At 63.9% G+C, this 14,969-nt stretch carries 17 protein-coding genes; 12 read left to right on the top strand and 5 right to left on the bottom strand.

Annotated features, from left to right (window positions below; translation table 11 throughout):
- Positions 1–65: 65 nt before the first annotated feature.
- Together mobA and fdhD are read right to left on the bottom strand one after the other, a co-directional pair.
- Positions 66–716, bottom strand: coding sequence for a molybdenum cofactor guanylyltransferase MobA (gene mobA, locus NTH_RS00765; protein ID WP_338528210.1), 651 nt, complete (start codon positions 714–716; stop codon positions 66–68).
- Positions 706–1,599 carry a formate dehydrogenase accessory sulfurtransferase FdhD gene (gene fdhD / locus NTH_RS00760; protein ID WP_338528209.1) on the bottom strand — a complete coding sequence of 298 codons (894 nt, stop codon included), beginning with the start codon at positions 1,597–1,599 and terminating at the stop codon, positions 706–708. The genes mobA and fdhD overlap by 11 nt, the downstream gene beginning before the upstream one ends.
- Before the next feature lie 196 nt (positions 1,600–1,795).
- Here fdhD and glp point away from each other — a divergent pair, with 196 nt between their 5' ends.
- Genes glp through NTH_RS00745 form a run of 3 tightly spaced genes read left to right on the top strand, consistent with a single transcriptional unit; the run spans position 1,796 to position 4,225 of the window.
- A complete protein-coding gene (gene glp / locus NTH_RS00755) occupies positions 1,796–3,052 on the top strand; it encodes a gephyrin-like molybdotransferase Glp (protein WP_338528208.1) in 1,257 nt (418 codons plus the stop codon).
- Positions 3,053–3,104: 52 nt separating this feature from the next.
- Complete coding sequence (locus NTH_RS00750) at positions 3,105–3,338, top strand: sulfurtransferase TusA family protein (RefSeq protein WP_265518327.1); 234 nt, start codon at positions 3,105–3,107, stop codon at positions 3,336–3,338.
- Positions 3,335–4,225, top strand: coding sequence for a helix-turn-helix transcriptional regulator (locus NTH_RS00745; RefSeq protein WP_338528207.1), 891 nt, complete (start codon positions 3,335–3,337; stop codon positions 4,223–4,225). The genes NTH_RS00750 and NTH_RS00745 overlap by 4 nt, the downstream gene beginning before the upstream one ends.
- Before the next feature lie 97 nt (positions 4,226–4,322).
- Here the strand turns inward: NTH_RS00745 and NTH_RS00740 are convergent, their stop codons facing one another.
- Genes NTH_RS00740 through NTH_RS00730 form a run of 3 tightly spaced genes read right to left on the bottom strand, consistent with a single transcriptional unit; the run spans position 4,323 to position 6,674 of the window.
- Positions 4,323–5,156: a substrate-binding domain-containing protein gene (locus NTH_RS00740; protein ID WP_422392330.1), complete on the bottom strand. Its 834-nt coding sequence runs from the start codon at positions 5,154–5,156 to the stop codon at positions 4,323–4,325.
- Positions 5,157–5,179: 23 nt separating this feature from the next.
- Positions 5,180–5,974, bottom strand: coding sequence for an ATP-binding cassette domain-containing protein (locus NTH_RS00735; RefSeq protein WP_338528206.1), 795 nt, complete (start codon positions 5,972–5,974; stop codon positions 5,180–5,182).
- Entirely contained in the window at positions 5,967–6,674 is a 708-nt protein-coding gene (locus NTH_RS00730; protein ID WP_338528205.1) for an ABC transporter permease, read from the bottom strand. Before NTH_RS00730 ends, NTH_RS00735 begins: the two co-directional genes overlap by 8 nt.
- Before the next feature lie 243 nt (positions 6,675–6,917).
- Between NTH_RS00730 and NTH_RS00725 the strand changes: the two genes are divergently transcribed.
- The 9 genes from NTH_RS00725 (at position 6,918) to NTH_RS00685 (ending at position 14,967) form a co-directional block, all read left to right on the top strand.
- Positions 6,918–7,493, top strand: a complete 576-nt coding sequence (locus NTH_RS00725; RefSeq protein ID WP_338528204.1) for a molecular chaperone TorD family protein — start codon at positions 6,918–6,920, stop codon at positions 7,491–7,493.
- Between the two features lie 82 nt (positions 7,494–7,575).
- Entirely contained in the window at positions 7,576–7,773 is a 198-nt protein-coding gene (locus NTH_RS00720; protein WP_338528203.1) for a twin-arginine translocation signal domain-containing protein, read from the top strand.
- A gap of 58 nt (positions 7,774–7,831) precedes the next feature.
- Positions 7,832–10,750 (top strand): formate dehydrogenase subunit alpha, encoded by a 2,919-nt coding sequence (locus NTH_RS00715; protein ID WP_338528202.1) that lies wholly within the window; start codon positions 7,832–7,834, stop codon positions 10,748–10,750.
- Between the two features lie 16 nt (positions 10,751–10,766).
- Positions 10,767–11,363: a formate dehydrogenase FDH3 subunit beta gene (gene fdh3B, locus NTH_RS00710; protein ID WP_338528201.1), complete on the top strand. Its 597-nt coding sequence runs from the start codon at positions 10,767–10,769 to the stop codon at positions 11,361–11,363.
- A 154-nt stretch (positions 11,364–11,517) separates the two neighbouring features.
- The gene (locus NTH_RS00705; protein WP_338528200.1) at positions 11,518–12,690 is read left to right on the top strand and encodes a formate dehydrogenase subunit gamma; all 1,173 of its coding nucleotides are present in this window, start codon (positions 11,518–11,520) and stop codon (positions 12,688–12,690) included.
- Between the two features lie 62 nt (positions 12,691–12,752).
- A complete protein-coding gene (locus tag NTH_RS00700) occupies positions 12,753–12,881 on the top strand; it encodes a hypothetical protein (RefSeq protein ID WP_338528199.1) in 129 nt (42 codons plus the stop codon).
- 87 nt (positions 12,882–12,968) lie between these two features.
- Complete coding sequence (locus tag NTH_RS00695) at positions 12,969–13,160, top strand: DUF6494 family protein (protein WP_338528198.1); 192 nt, start codon at positions 12,969–12,971, stop codon at positions 13,158–13,160.
- Positions 13,157–13,918, top strand: coding sequence for a biotin/lipoate--protein ligase family protein (locus NTH_RS00690; RefSeq protein ID WP_338528197.1), 762 nt, complete (start codon positions 13,157–13,159; stop codon positions 13,916–13,918). Before NTH_RS00695 ends, NTH_RS00690 begins: the two co-directional genes overlap by 4 nt.
- Positions 13,915–14,967: a DUF6352 family protein gene (locus NTH_RS00685; protein WP_338528196.1), complete on the top strand. Its 1,053-nt coding sequence runs from the start codon at positions 13,915–13,917 to the stop codon at positions 14,965–14,967. The genes NTH_RS00690 and NTH_RS00685 overlap by 4 nt, the downstream gene beginning before the upstream one ends.
- Positions 14,968–14,969: the final 2 nt, after the last annotated feature.

Below are 14,969 nucleotides of genomic sequence, written 5' to 3'. Positions count from 1 at the left end.
ATTGGCCGCAGCGGCGATAGCCGGTGCTGCGACGTCATGTGTGGAGGCCGGCAAGAGGCCGGGCTTCAGTTCAGGACGCTCGCGGCCGCGCGTTCGGCTTCGTCCCAGTCATCGACGGTGTTGACGTTGAAAAAGGGATCGATGGGGTCGGTCGGCCAGCTAACGGCGGCAACGCGGTAGCGGGCGGTCCAGCGGTCGATCTTGCGGATTTCCTCCTCGACCAGCGCCTGCCGCAAGGCATGGCGCAGCCTGACGTCCCACAATCCGATCACGGGATGCGTCCGCTCGTTCGAGGCCGCTACCGCAAGCTCAGCGCCTTCCTCGCGCCGTGCCTGCTGCAGGCGAGCGACGAGGTCGCGCGGCAGGAACGGACAGTCGCCGGCCACGCTGACGACCCAGTCGTTGCCGGGCAGGTTCTCCGCCGTCCAGTCGAGCGCGGCGAGTACGCCGGCGAGGGGGCCGGGAAAATCCGCCACGCTGTCGGCGATAACCGGCAGGCCGAAGCCTGCGAAGCGCGTCGGATCGCCATTGGCGTTGAGGATCAGCGCATCGCATTGCGGCCGAAGGCGCTCGACGATCAGATCGAGAATCGGCCGCCCGGCGATCGTGCGCATGGTCTTGTCGCCGCCGCCCATGCGCCGGGCGAGCCCGCCGGCCAGAACGACGCCCACCGCGGGCGCTTCAGTCGGCCCCTCGGCCGGCCCCTCAGTCGGCATTGCCGGCAGCCTTGCGCTGATGGCGGGGAGATTCTTCTTCGACCGCCGCAAGATCCTGGTCGTAGACCAAGCGCTCCTGTCCGGACAGAACGGTAAAGCGCTTGCCGCGCGCGCGCCCGACCAGGGTCAGGCCGACCTGACGGGCAAGGGCCACGCCCCAGGCGGTGAAGCCGGAGCGGGATACCAGGATCGGGATGCCCATGCGCACTGTCTTGATCGTCATTTCGGATGTGAGGCGGCCGGTCGTATAGAGGATCTTGTCGCCGGCATCGACGCCGTGGCGGAACATCCAGCCGGCAATCTTGTCGACGGCGTTGTGGCGGCCGACATCTTCCATATAGCAGACGGGCTCGCCCTTGACGCAAAGCACGCAGCCGTGGATCGCGCCGGCTTCGAGATAAAGGGAGGGCGTCGTGTTGATGGTGCGGGTCATCCCGTAGAGCCAGGAGGTGCGCAATTCAGCCTCCGGCAGCACGATGTGGTCGATGGCCTCCATGAGATCGCCGAAGGCGGTGCCCTGGGCGCAGCCCGAGGTGAGCGTCTTCTTCTTCAGCTTCTGCTCGTAATTGGTATTGCGTTCGGTGCGCACTACGACGGTTTCGATGTCCTCGTCGTAATCGACGCCGGTCACCACATCGTCCGGCTTGAGCATGTTCTGGTTGAGCAGATAGCCGAGCGCCAGATATTCGGGATAGTCGTTGATCGTCATCATGGTGACGATCTCCTGGGCGTTCAGATAGAGCGTCAGGGCGCGCTCGACCGGAACGTTCACCTCGATCGGCTGGCCGGTGTGATCGATGCCCGCCACGCGCTCGGTCAGGCGCGGATCTTCAGGCCGGGGCATGATCGTCAGGGATTGATTTCCGGCGGTTGTCTCGTGCATGTCTTCTCCAGCAGTCACGCCTTAGAACTAAAGCATCCGCCTGGGAAAAGAAATCGCCTTGGCGTAGCGCTATTGCATGTGGGGCGCGGCAAATGATTTGCTAGTCGCAGCAAGGTCTGGGAGGATTCGGGGATGCAGGGCGGTATTCCAGCGCCGATTCTTCCCATCAGCTCGCGGCAAGGAGACTGACAGCCTCATGGCGCAACTTTCCGACGACTGCTTTGCCTTCGGCGGTCCGCTGATGCCGGTCGACGAAACCGTTGCGCTGATCCGATCGCGGCTCGGCGCGGTGGAGGAGACGGAGAGCGTTCCGATCGCTTCGGCCGATGGCCGGGTGCTGGCCGAAAACATCGTCGCGCCGATCGCGCTGCCGCCCTACACCAATTCGGCGGTCGATGGCTATGCGCTGGCCGGCGACGAGATTCCGCAGGATGCGCCGCGTGCGTTCGCTGTTTCCGGGCGTTTGCAGGCGGGCTCGCCCGAGCGCTTGAGTATTGCCGCCGGTCAGACCGTGCGCATCTTCACCGGCGCGCCGATGCCCGAAGGCGCCGACACGGTTTTCATGCAGGAAGACGTGCAACAGGCCGGGGAGGGCCGGGTGATCCTGCCGCCCGGCCTGCGCCGCGGCGCCAATGTGCGGCCGCAAGGCGAGGATATCGCGCAGGGCCAGACCGTGCTGCGGCAGGGGCAGCGGCTGCGCCCGCAGGACGTCGCGCTGGCGGCCGCACTGGGCCTGACCTCGGTGAAGGTTCGCCGCCCGGTCCGCGTGGCCGTGTTTTCGACCGGCAATGAGATCGTGGAGCCGGGTGCCGCGCGCGGGCCTGCGCAGCTCTTCGATTCCAACCGCTTCATGCTGACGGCGATGCTCGCACGCCTCGGCTGCGCGGTCGGCGATTTCGGCATTCTGGATGACGATCAAGCGCCGATCGCCGATGCGCTGGAGAATGCCGCGGCGGGTTATGATCTTATTCTCGCGTCCGGCGGCGTTTCTACCGGCGAGGCCGATCACGTGAAAGCCGCGGTCGAGAGCGTCGGGACCCTGGTCTTCTGGCGCGTGGCGATCAAGCCCGGCCGGCCCGTTGCCATGGGCGTGGTCAGGGGCATGCCGTTCATCGGACTGCCTGGCAATCCGGTGGCGAGCTTCGTCACCTTCGCCCATATCGCTCGCGCGGCGGTGCTGGCGCTTGCCGGCGCAATCGATCCGGCCCCGCTGTTCACGCCGCTGCGCGCCGCATTCACCTATCGCAAGAAGCCGGGGCGCAGGGAATATGTGCGCGCCAATCTTCGACCGGGCGAGGATGGCGTTATGGAAGCGGTAAAGTTTCCGCGCGAAGGCGCAGGTCTCCTGTCCTCGCTCGTCGAAACGGACGGGCTGATCGAGCTCGATGAAGAGACCGTCGAGGTAAGCCGCGGCGATAGGGTGCGTTTCCTCCCATATTCGAGCATGTTCTGACCATGACAGGCGGCAAATTGACAAGCGCGCCGGGCTGGACCAACGTCGCGTCATGACAACCGATATTCTCGATCTCTCGGGGCTGAAATGCCCGCTTCCAGCTCTCAAGACGCGCAAGGCACTGAGCCGGCTGACGCCCGGCAGCCGGCTCGAAGTCCATTGCACCGATCCGCTGGCGGCAATCGACATTCCCAACCTGCTCAACGAAACCGGCGACCGGCTCGAGGGCTCGCTTCGCGACGGCGACCGCCTCATCTTCCGCATCGAGAAGGCCGGGGCGGCATGACGGCGACGGAACCCGATTACCTCACCACGCGCGAGCTTGCCGATCTGCTGCGCATCAAGGAGCGTAAGGTCTATGACCTTGCCGCCAGCGGCGATGTGCCTTGCGTCCGGGTCGTCGGCAAACTCTTGTTCCCGCGCGGCGAGGTCGCGGCCTGGATCGCGGCCTCGCGTTCCGGGCCTACGGCACCGACCGCACGCGTGCCGCTGATCCTGGCCGGAAGCCACGATCCGCTGCTTGAGTGGGCGTTGCGTGAATCCGGCAGCGGCATCGCAGCCTTTTTCGACGGCAGCCTGGATGGCGTGGAGCGCCTTTCCCGCGGGGAGGCGGTTGCCTGCGCCATGCATGTGCATGAGGGTGAGGGGGCGTGGAACACCGACACGGCGAGGCGCGCGGTGGGCGATCGGCCAACGGTGCTGATCGAGTTCGCGCGCCGTCAGCGTGGCCTGATCGTGCCCGCGGGCAATCCCCAGGCGGTGACGGGCCTGCGCGATATTGCCGGTCTCCGCGTCGTGCGCCGCCAGCGGAGCGCCGCCAGCCAGGGCCTGTTCGAGACCTTAGCCGGAGAGGCGGGTATCGACGTGGCAGCATTGGCGGGGCCCGCCTCTCCGGCGCTCACGGAGGACGAGGCCGCGCTGCAGGTGCAGGAGGACAAGGCCCAGGTGGCCTTCGGCCTGGCGGCGATGGCGGCGCGCTATCGTCTTGGCTTCGTACCGCTTCTCGAGGAGCGGTTCGACATATTGGTCTGGCGCCGTGACTATTTCGAAGCGCCGTTTCAGACTTTCATGCGCTTTCTTTCGGGAAAGCCGTTTGCCGACCGGGCCGGGGAGCTGATGGGTTACGATATCAGTGGGCTTGGGCGCGTCCATTTCAACAGCGATGCGGGGTGATCGGTTCACTGTTTCACGGAAACGCTGAATCCATCCTGCTGTATCACTCTACGCAACTCCGGGCGGGAAACCGGCTTCGACTTTTCCTCGGATGGCTCTATCTCCGGGCGTTCGGAAAGAAGAGCTGCTGGCCGTCGATCTTGAAGCCGGCGATGGCTGCCTGGCCTTCCGGACCCGTCAGCCAGTCGATGAAAGCCTGCCCTTCCTCTGCCTTCACGTTGGGGTGCCTGTCCGGATTGACGAGAATGACGCCGTATTGATTGAAGAGCTTCGGATCGCCTTCGACCAATACTTTGTGGCCGGCCTTGTTCCCGTAGGAGATCCAGGTGGCGCGGTCGGTCAGCGCATAGGCGCCCATGCCAATTGCCGTGTTGAGCGTCGCCCCCATTCCGGAACCGGTCTCGCGGTACCATTCTCCCGACGCCGACCCGACATCGATCCCGGTCTCCTTCCACAGCTGCAGTTCGGCCTTGTGCGTGCCCGAATCGTCGCCGCGCGAGGCGAAGGGCGCCTTGCTTTCTCCGATTTTCCGCAGCGCGGCGACAGCATCCCGTGATCCGCCGACGCCGGCAGGATCATCCTCCGGTCCGACCACGACGAAATCGTTGTACATCACGTCGAGCCGTTCCACGCCCCACCCGTCGGCGACGAATTTTTCCTCCGCTGGCCTGGCATGCACCAGAAGAACGTCGCCGTCGCCGTTTTGAGCATTCTTGATCGCCTGGCCCGTGCCAACCGCGACGACACGCACCTCGATGCCGGATTTATCGGTGAATGCCGGGAGGATCGTATCGAACAGGCCGGAATTCTCCGTCGACGTCGTCGACTGGACGATGATGAAGCGGTCCTGGGCCACGCTTACCGCCGGTCCCACTATGAAATGGATGGCCAGCATGGCGGCAAAGACGAGCAGTGGGCGCGGATTTATCATCGTTTCCTCCAATATGAATCTGTTCAAACCAGCAGCCGACCGGCGATGAAGTCGCGGGCTGCGGGTGATGAGGGAGCGTCGAAAAAGACATTCGCCGGCGTTTGCTCGGTTACTTTCCCGCGATGCATGAACACGACCTCGGCGGCGAGACGTCGCGCCTGGCCCAGATCGTGCGTCACCATCACGATCTTCGTGCCTTCTTCCGCAAAGCGGTGGATCAGGGCTTCGATCCGATGCGTCGAGGCGGGATCGAGGCTCGATGTCGGCTCGTCCAGGAAGAGCAGATCGGGTGAGGCGGCAACCGCCCGTACCAGGGCGAGCCGCTGTTGCTCCCCGCCGGAAAGCGTGCGCGCGCGCTGCCGCGCCATGTCGGCCAGCCCGCCCATCTCGAGAAGCTCGCGCAGCCGCTCACGACGGCTGAACCCGCGATATCCGTGTGCGGCGGCCAGCGCATAGTCAATATTGGCCTGCACGGAGCGGCGCAGGACCACCGGCCGCTGAAAGACCATGGCCTGCCGGCGGCGCACCCGGGCGCTCATCTGCTGGGCGTTGAACAGCACCGTGCCTTCGCTGGCCGCAATGAGGCCGTGCAGGAGGCGCAAGAGCAGGCTCTTGCCGGCGCCGTTCGGCCCCATGACGATGGTCGGCCCGCCCGCCTGCAGCGTCAGACGGTCGATATCGACGAGGCGCTTGCCATTCACGGTGAAAACCAGGCCCGCCGCGCTCACCGGCAGGACGGAGCCCGTATCCGCTCCGGCCGAACCCTCCGCTGGGGCGATGCGGGGCTCGAGGGAATGGGCGAGGGCGGCGTCAGGCATGAGCGACACGCTCCGACCTGACGCCCAAGAGGCCGACCGCCGCGTTTACGGAAATAGCGATGAGCATGAGGATGGCTCCGAGCGCCAGTGCCAGCGCCAGATTGCCCTTCGAGGTTTCGAGCGCGATCGCCGTCGTCATGACGCGGGTGACGTGGTTGATGTTGCCGCCGACGATGATGACGGCGCCGACCTCGGCGGTCGCGCGGCCGAAGCCGGCGAGAACCGCTGTCATCAAGCTGGTCCGCCCGTCCCACAGGAGCGTGGGAACCGAGGCAAGTCGCGATACGCCCATCGAACGCAACTGTTCGGCATATTCGGCATCCAGATCTTCGACCACCTGTCGCGTCAGGGCGGCGACAATCGGCGTGACCAGGATGACCTGCGCGATGATCATGGCGGTGGGTGTGTAAAGCAGTTGCAGAACGCCGAGCGGGCCGCTGTTCGACAGCAAGAGGTAGACCATCAGGCCGACCACCACAGGCGGCAGGCCCATGAGCGCGTTGATCAGGACGATGAGGGTCCGCCTGCCGGCAAAGCGTCCCACTCCCAAGGCTGCACCGATCGGCATGCCGATCATCGCGGCGATGGCAACGGCAGTCAGCGAGACCTTCAGGGAGAGCAGGACGATCGACCATAACTCAGGATCGCCCGACAGGATCAGGTTGACGGCCAGGAAGAACGATGAGGCGAAATCCTGCATAATTGGATGATACTTCCGTTGTGCTCATTATTCCAGGAAATAATGGTCGATAACGACGAGAAAGTCGATTGCCCTGTAATGCGATATATCGGGAACCGATAAAAGGTGACTGTATAAGTCTAGTTAAATAAATCACTGATGTTGTTCATTTTGATACGCAAGTATCATTGTAAAACTTTCGATTTGTTGCTTTATTTATTTCGGGAGGTGCCTGTGCCGATTCAAAGCGTCGCAAAGTCGACAATGCTGACTGAGTCTGAGCGACTGCGAGCCGATCTCTACCGACTGCTCGCACGGCTTCTCTCGGCCCCGCCCGATTTTCAGTTGCTGCAGACGCTGAGCGAGCTTTCCGGCGACGATACGGAGCTGGGCCGCGCGATCGGAGAGCTTTCGGCAACGGCCGGTGCGATGTCCGCCGGCGAGGCGGGCGAGGAGTATCACAATCTCTTCATCGGTGTCGGCCGCGGCGAACTCGTTCCCTATGGATCCTACTATCTGACGGGGTTCCTGCACGAGAAGCCGCTGGCGCGCCTGCGCAACGACATGGCGCCGCTGGGCATTGGCCGCTCGCCCAAAGTGACCGAGCCGGAGGATCATGCGAGCGCGCTGATGGAGATGATGGCGGGGCTTATCGACGGCACCTTCGGCGCGCCGCAGACGCTCACCGTCCAGAAGCAGTTTTTCGAAAAGCATGTCGGGTCATGGATGCCGCATTTCTACGGCGATCTCGAAACAGCACGGACGGCTCGGCTCTATCGTCCCGTCGGCACGATCGGCAGGCTTTTCATGGAGATCGAAGTGGCGGCGTTCGACATGTAGCGCATCTTCGACGTCGCACGGGTCCGGTGAATGTGCCCTGCCGGACGAAGAGGCAAAGCGGGCAGGCGAAAGGGAGACAGACATGACGGCCAAGGCCGAAGACGCAAAAACGGATCGTCGTACTTTCCTCAAGTTTGCAGGTCTCGGGAGCGTTGCCGGCGGCACCGCGCTGGTGACCGGCAAGAAAGCCGAGGCGGTGGAGGCGAAGTCCAACGCCTCCGGCGCAGGCTATACGGAAACCGATCATGTGAAGGCGTTCTACAAGTCGGCGCGCTTCTGACGCCGCGGACAAGAAAACCGGTTTGCAGGCGACTGCAACGGAGGAAACGGAGACGACCATGCTCAGGAAGAAGGCAAATGGAGCGGCGAGAGGCCACCGGTTGTCATCTGCGCTGTCGGAGTTCGGAAATGCGGCCGTCGACCGCCGCACTTTCCTCAAGCGCTCCGGTCTCGCCATCGGCGGGATGACGGCGATCTCGTCCCTTTCGGGCGGAATGGTGCGCAAGGCGGCGGCCCAGGGTGCCGCAGGCACAGGAAACGTCGAGATCAAGAAATCCGTTTGCACCCATTGCTCGGTCGGCTGCACCGTCATCGCGGAGGTTTCCAACGGCGTGTGGATCGGGCAGGAGCCCGGCTTCGATTCCCCGTTCAATCTCGGCGCCCATTGCGCCAAGGGCGCATCGGTGCGCGAGCATGCGCATGGCGAGCGGCGCCTGAAATATCCGATGAAGCTGGTCGGTGGCAAATGGCAGCGTGTCAGCTGGGACGAAGCCATCAACGAGATCGGCGACAAGATGCTCGAGGTGCGGGAAACCTCCGGTCCCGACTCGGTCTACTGGCTGGGCTCGGCCAAGCACTCCAACGAGCAGGCTTATCTCATCCGCAAGCTGGCCGCCTATTGGGGCACGAACAACGTAGACCACCAGGCGCGCATTTGTCATTCGACCACGGTCGCAGGTGTTGCCAACACCTGGGGCTACGGCGCGATGACCAATTCCTACAACGATATTCACAATTCGAGGGCGATCTTCCTGATCGGCGGCAATCCGGCCGAGGCCCATCCGGTTTCGCTTCTGCATCTGTTGAAGGCGAAGGAGGAAAACAACGCGCCCCTCATCGTCGCCGATCCGCGGTTTACGCGGACGGCCGCGCATGCCGACGAATATGTGCGCCTGCGGCCGGGCACCGATGTCTCCCTGATCTGGGGCATGCTCTACCACATTTTCGAGAACGGCTGGGAGGACAGGCAGTTCATCCAGAGCCGGGTGTGGGGTATGGACCAGATCCGCGCGGAAGTCGCCAAATGGACGCCGGAAGAGACCGAGCGCGTCACGGGCGTTCCAGGCTCGCAGGTCGAGCGGATCGCCCGCACCATGGCCGAGAACAGGCCCGGCACCCTTATATGGTGCATGGGCGGCACCCAGCATTCCACCGGCAACAACAACACCCGTGCCTACTGCATCCTGCAACTTGCGCTCGGAAACATGGGCGTCGCCGGCGGCGGCACCAACATCTTCCGCGGCCACGACAATGTGCAGGGCGCGACCGATCTCGGCGTTCTGGCCGACACGCTGCCGGGCTACTACGGCCTGACGGACGGCTCCTGGGCGCACTGGGCCAGGGTCTGGGAGGAGGACCTCGACTGGCTCAAGGGCCGTTTTGCCGTGCTTCGAAGCGCCAACGGCGAAGACAAGCCGATGATGAACGAGCCCGGTATAACGGTCTCGCGCTGGATCGACGGAGTGCTGGAAGCCAAGGAGAATCTGGTGCAGCCCGACAACACCAAGGTCATGGTGTTCTGGGGCCATGCGCCGAACTCGCAGACCAGGCTCCCGGAAATGCAGAAGGCCATGGGCATGCTCGACATGCTCGTCGTCATCGATCCTTATCCGACCATGACGGCGGTGCTGCAGGACCGGCAGGACGGCGTCTACCTTCTGCCGGCGGCAACGCAGTTCGAGACTTCCGGCTCGGTGACGGCTTCCAACCGCTCGCTGCAATGGCGTGAAAAGGTGGTCGAGCCGCTGTTCGAATCGCTGCCCGACCAGACCATCATGTACAAGTTCGCGCAGAAGTTCGGCTTCGCCGACCGCATGTTCCGCAATATCGAGGTCAATGGCGAGGAGCCGCTGATCGAGGATCTTACCCGCGAATACAATCGCGGCATGTGGACGATCGGCTATACCGGCCAGTCGCCCGAGCGGCTGAAGTCGCACATGGCCCACCAGCAGACCTTCGACAAGACGACGCTTCGTGGCGTGGGCGGTCCGCATGACGGTGAATTCTACGGCATGCCGTGGCCGTGCTGGGGCACGCCGGAGATGAAGCATCCGGGCTCCGCGAACCTTTACGACACGTCCATCCCGGTTGCCGAAGGCGGCATGGGTTTCCGTGCGCGCTTCGGCGTCGAGCGCGACGGCGACAACCTGCTCGCCGAAGGCTCATGGCCCGCAGGCTCGGAGATCGAGGACGGCTATCCCGAGTTCACCATGGCAATGCTGCGTGAGCTTGGATGGGATGGCGACCTGACGCCTGAGGAGATGGAGAGCATCAGGATGGTCGCCGGTTCCGACGACCAGGAAAAGATCGACGCGGTGAACTGGAAGACCGACCTTTCGGGCGGCATCCAGCGCGTTGCGATCCAGCATGGCTGTGCGCCATACGGCAACGCCAAGGCGCGCGCGGTGGTGTGGACCTTCCCCGATCCGGTCCCGCTCCATCGCGAGCCGCTCTATACGCCGCGCCGGGATCTCGTCGCCGATTATCCGACCTGGGAGGACAAGACGTTCTGGCGGGTGCCGACGGCCTATGCCTCGATCCAGAAGAACGACTTCTCCAAGGATTTCCCGATGATCATGACATCGGGCAGGCTGGTCGAGTATGAGGGCGGCGGCGACGAAACGCGGTCGAACCCGTGGCTCGCCGAATTGCAGCAGGACATGTTCGTCGAGATCAATCCCGCCGACGCCAACGATCTCGGCCTCCGGGATCGCGACGCGGTGTGGCTGCACAGTCCCGAAGGCGGCAAGATCCGGGTGATGGCGATGATCACGGAGCGCGTGGGAAGGGGCGTCGTCTTCACCCCGTTCCATTTCGGCGGCTATTTCCAGGGCGAGGACCTGCGCCACAAATATCCCGAGGGAGCCGATCCCTACGTCCTCGGCGAAGCCTGCAACACGGCCCAAACCTATGGCTACGACTCGGTGACCCAGATGCAGGAAACCAAGTCCACGCTGTGCCGGATCGAACGAGCGTAACGAGAGGAATCAAACCATGGCTAGAATGAAATTCCTCTGCGACGCCGAGCGCTGCATCGAGTGCAACGCCTGCGTCACCGCGTGCAAGAACGAACATGAGGTGCCCTGGGGCGTCAATCGCAGGCGGGTCGTCACCATCAATGACGGCAAGCCGGGCGAGCGCTCCATATCGGTTGCCTGCATGCATTGCTCCGATGCGCCGTGCATGGCGGTGTGCCCGGTCGACTGCTTCTATCAGACGGCCGATGGCGTGGTGCTGCATTCCAAGGATCTGTGCATCGGATGCGGCTATTGCTTCTATGCGTGCCCGTTCGGCGCGCCGCAATATCCGCAGGCCTCCAATTTCGGCTCACGCGGCAAGATGGACAAGTGCACTTTCTGTGCCGGCGGCCCGGAAGAGGACAATTCGGCTGCCGAGTTCCAGAAATACGGCCGCAACCGTCTTGCGGAAGGCAAACTGCCGCTATGCGCGGAAATGTGCTCGACCAAGGCGCTGCTGGCCGGCGACGGCGACACCGTCTCGAACATCTATCGCGAACGGGTCGTGGCGCGCGGCTTCGGCGCCGGCGCCTGGGGCTGGGGCACGGCCTATGAGAGCAAAGCGGGCGGCTGACGGCCGCAAGCAAGATGGGGCGGCCGGTCTTGATACCACCCGCTCATAAAACGGGCGGCTCGCATTGCGGGCCGCCGATCGCTTGCGCTCGATCGCTCCGGGCGGCACAATCGACGGTGCATCAAGGGCCGCCGTGCCCTGGAGGAGAACGAATATGTCCAGCCTGAGGGCACTGCGCATCTGGCTCCCGCACGTTTTCCCGGGTCTGCCGGTGCTGGTTTGCGCGGTTCTGGTTTCCATGGCGCTGACCGGCGCAGGGCTCGCGCAGAGTTCGGTTCGTCCGCCCGAGGGAGCGGTCAGCGGCGATGCCGGTCCCGTCGGCGGCGCGGTGCCCGGCGATGCGCTTGGCACGACATCCGACTCCGAGATCTGGCGGGGCGTGCGCCAGGGCGTTGCCGGCACGGTCTCCATTCCCGACAGGAACGCGGCCGTCCTGGTTCAGTCCGACGGGGAGAGCTGGCGGCTTCTGCGCAACGGGCCGATGTTCGATTATCTCGGCCTGGCGATGATCGGGACATTGGTGCTGTTGTCGCTTTTTTTCGCGTTCCGCGGCCGCATCCGCGTCGAGCACGGCTTGTCGGGCGTCAGGATCAAGCGCTTCAGCATGATCGAACGGACGGCCCACTGGCTGATGGCGCTTTCCTTCATCATCCTCGCCATCAGCGGCCTCAACATTTCATACGGGCGCGAGCTGATCATGCCGCTGATGGGCAGGGAAGCTTTCGGCCCGATGGCGGGCTTCCTCAAGCAGACGCACAATTATGTCGCCTTCGCCTTCATGCTGGGCCTGGCCGGCGCCTTCGTCATGTGGATCGTGCACAACCTCCCCAGCCGGCACGATCTGATCTGGATCGCGAAGGGCGGCGGAATGTTCGGCAAGGGAGTGCACCCCCCGGCCTGGAAGTTCAATGCGGGGCAGAAGATCGTTTTCTGGCTCGTCATGATTGGCGGCCTGTCGCTCTGCCTGTCGGGGTGGGCTCTGCTGTTCCCGTTCGAACACGCTTATTTCAGCGACACATTCGCGGCGCTTTCGGCGATCGGCATCGACATTCCCGCCTGGTTCGGACTGCCCGAGCCGCCCTACACGCCGATCCAGGAACAACAGTTCAATTCGGTATGGCATGCGATCATGGCCGTCTTCATGATCTGCGTCATCTTCGCCCACATCTATATCGGCACGATCGGCATGGAGGGCGCATATGACGCGATGGGCAGCGGCGATGTCGATCTGAACTGGGCGAGGGAACATCATTCGCTCTGGGTCGAGCAGATCGAGGCGGAGGAGGCTCGTTCGTCCGACGATGTAAAGCCTCAGCCGGCCGAATAGGTCCTGCCCAGGGCTGATCAATGATACCAGGTGCCTATGGGATACATGGAGAACGGGCAATAATGAGAGCATTCCTCTTGAGCGTGGTGATCCTTCTGGTCGTCGCGCTTGGCGCCGGTTTCGTGCTCAACTCGCAATTCGAGACCTCTGCCGAAAGGGCCTATTCAACGGGCAATGTCAGGCTCCGGTGAATGGGGATCACGGAGCGGCGGGTGGCGCCGCAGGCGAACGCCGCGCCGTTCAGCCAACCTGTCTCAACGGAACACGAGGAGGAAACGATGAGCGAAGAAGCTTTCAACATGTCGCTGCGCAAGTTCTTGAAGCAGGTCGGCGTGACCTCGCAGTGCCAGATCGAGGAAATTGTCCGTTCGGGCAAGGCGGGGCCGGGCAAGCTGAAGGTCAAGATGGTACTGACGGCCGAAGGCACGGAATTGAACCACGTCGTTACGGGAGAGATCGAACTGCCGTGAGCGCGACCGGACCGATCCAGCCATCATTCGGCGCGCCGCAGTTTCCGCCGGCCTTCAGGAGTTTCGCGGTCGTCGACGGACAGGAGCCGATGGCCGCGGCTGTGGCAGCGGTGGCTGGAGGCGAGGGCGGAGCAGGGGATCTATTCTGGTCGACCGATACCGACCAAGCGGCGGCGGCCTTCGTGCTCGAACCTGAAGTTCCGCTTTCCAGGGCAATCCAGATGGCACCGGTGCTGATGGTGGCCATCGGCGACGCGCTGGGCGCGATCGGCCCGCCCGCTCTGGCCATCACCTTCCGCTGGCCGCTCACGGTGCTGGCCAATGGCGGTGCCGTCGGCGGCGTCTTTGTCGCCGTTCCCGACGGCGTGGTGCCGTCGCAGGTTCCGGGCACCTTGATCGTCGGCTTCAATCTTGCCGTCGAATCAGCGGCCGGCGACGGTGAGCCCGGCCATCATCCGGACAGCACCGCCCTCCACGAGGAAGGATGCGGCGATCTCGACCGCACGGTCCTGGTCGAAGCCGTGGCACGACATTTTCTGGCTTGGATCGACAGCTGGCTTCAGGACGGGTTTTCCACCGTGCGTCAATCATGGATGTCGCGTGCGTACGATCTGGAGCGCCCCGTCAAGCTCGCGCTGGCCGGGGGAAATCGGGCCGGGACGATGATCGGGCTGGATGAGGACGGCAGCCTTCTTCTCGAGGCCGGCCGTTCCATAGATGCTGTTCCACTTGTGGACGCGGTGGAGCCATGCCGGTGAGCGAAACGATCCATGCGCGGCCGGACGGCGGCCGCAGGCCCATCTGGAAGTCGGCCGGCCTGCATCTGACCGGCCGGCTCGACAGTGGCTGGCTCGCCGTTTCGCCGGATCTCCTGCGCGCCTATTACACGCGGCCCGAAATACATCCCATCGAAACGAGCTGCCGCAACGAGCACCTGCTGTTCGAAAAGCTGATGGAGGTCCCCGATGCGCCGGTGGCGGACGCCGAACTTACGGCGATCGCCGACCGGGACGCGGCCGACAATTACCGCCTGCTCCTTCGATACCGCGACCATTTATTGAAACACGGTTCGATCGAGGCCGGCTATCGGGCGCTATTCGAGACCGGCGCGCCACAGGTCCCGCCGGTCTTTATCGAGCAACTGGTCCATCTCATCATCTCCAACATGCTCGATGGCGAAAGCGACGTCTTCATCCTGCGCGCGGCGGAGCTGTTCTTTCGTGATCAGAAGGCGACGGTTGCCGACGATCGGCTGATGCTGGCCGACGCCGAAGTCGTGGAAATGTATTCGCAGACCGGAGGGCTGGGCGGACTGGGCGCGCTGCTGGCCGAGGCGGGGACGGCGATGCGCGAGGTTTCGCTCGACGTGCTTACCGAGGAGAACGCTGCAAGTTATCCGGAGCGTGCCGACCAGTTCAATTTCGCGCTCGATTTCCGCTTCACACAGCCGGGGCAGGACGCGCTGGCCCGCGTGATCGAGCGCTGGATCGTCCATTTCTTCCGTCTGCCGGTGCGCGTCCAGGCCGTCCGGTCGATCACCGACGAGCGCTGGTCCTGGCATGTCGGACTGGACGCACAGGCGACGCAAATCCTCAACGCGCTCTATGAGGGCGTGGCGGTCGGCGAGGACGATCTGGGGCGGATCATGGCGCTGTTCCGCCTTGAGTTTCTTGAGCAGGATCGCATCATCGAAACGATGCGCGGCAAACCCGCCTATCTGGGAATGGCCATGACGACGGACGGTCTCGTGCGCCTGAAGCCGCAGAACCTGCTCACGAACCTTCCGTTGAAGGACGACCGGCAGTGAAA

Source organism: Nitratireductor thuwali, from assembly GCF_036621415.1.
Taxonomy (GTDB): Bacteria; Pseudomonadota; Alphaproteobacteria; order Rhizobiales; family Rhizobiaceae; genus Chelativorans; species Chelativorans thuwali.
Note: the sequence above shows the minus strand (reverse complement) of the source record. Positions and strands in the feature narration are given on the sequence as shown.

Coding starts and splice junctions, on each gene's coding strand:
- mobA (WP_338528210.1), bottom strand. CDS start 716: ATGCCGACTGAGGGGCCGGCCGAGGGGCCGACTGAAGCGCCCGCGGTG.
- fdhD (WP_338528209.1), bottom strand. CDS start 1,599: ATGCACGAGACAACCGCCGGAAATCAATCCCTGACGATCATGCCCCGG.
- glp (WP_338528208.1), top strand. CDS start 1,796: ATGGCGCAACTTTCCGACGACTGCTTTGCCTTCGGCGGTCCGCTGATG.
- NTH_RS00750 (WP_265518327.1), top strand. CDS start 3,105: ATGACAACCGATATTCTCGATCTCTCGGGGCTGAAATGCCCGCTTCCA.
- NTH_RS00745 (WP_338528207.1), top strand. CDS start 3,335: ATGACGGCGACGGAACCCGATTACCTCACCACGCGCGAGCTTGCCGAT.
- NTH_RS00740 (WP_422392330.1), bottom strand. CDS start 5,156: ATGATAAATCCGCGCCCACTGCTCGTCTTTGCCGCCATGCTGGCCATC.
- NTH_RS00735 (WP_338528206.1), bottom strand. CDS start 5,974: ATGCCTGACGCCGCCCTCGCCCATTCCCTCGAGCCCCGCATCGCCCCA.
- NTH_RS00730 (WP_338528205.1), bottom strand. CDS start 6,674: ATGCAGGATTTCGCCTCATCGTTCTTCCTGGCCGTCAACCTGATCCTG.
- NTH_RS00725 (WP_338528204.1), top strand. CDS start 6,918: ATGCTGACTGAGTCTGAGCGACTGCGAGCCGATCTCTACCGACTGCTC.
- NTH_RS00720 (WP_338528203.1), top strand. CDS start 7,576: ATGACGGCCAAGGCCGAAGACGCAAAAACGGATCGTCGTACTTTCCTC.
- NTH_RS00715 (WP_338528202.1), top strand. CDS start 7,832: ATGCTCAGGAAGAAGGCAAATGGAGCGGCGAGAGGCCACCGGTTGTCA.
- fdh3B (WP_338528201.1), top strand. CDS start 10,767: ATGGCTAGAATGAAATTCCTCTGCGACGCCGAGCGCTGCATCGAGTGC.
- NTH_RS00705 (WP_338528200.1), top strand. CDS start 11,518: ATGTCCAGCCTGAGGGCACTGCGCATCTGGCTCCCGCACGTTTTCCCG.
- NTH_RS00700 (WP_338528199.1), top strand. CDS start 12,753: ATGAGAGCATTCCTCTTGAGCGTGGTGATCCTTCTGGTCGTCGCGCTT.
- NTH_RS00695 (WP_338528198.1), top strand. CDS start 12,969: ATGAGCGAAGAAGCTTTCAACATGTCGCTGCGCAAGTTCTTGAAGCAG.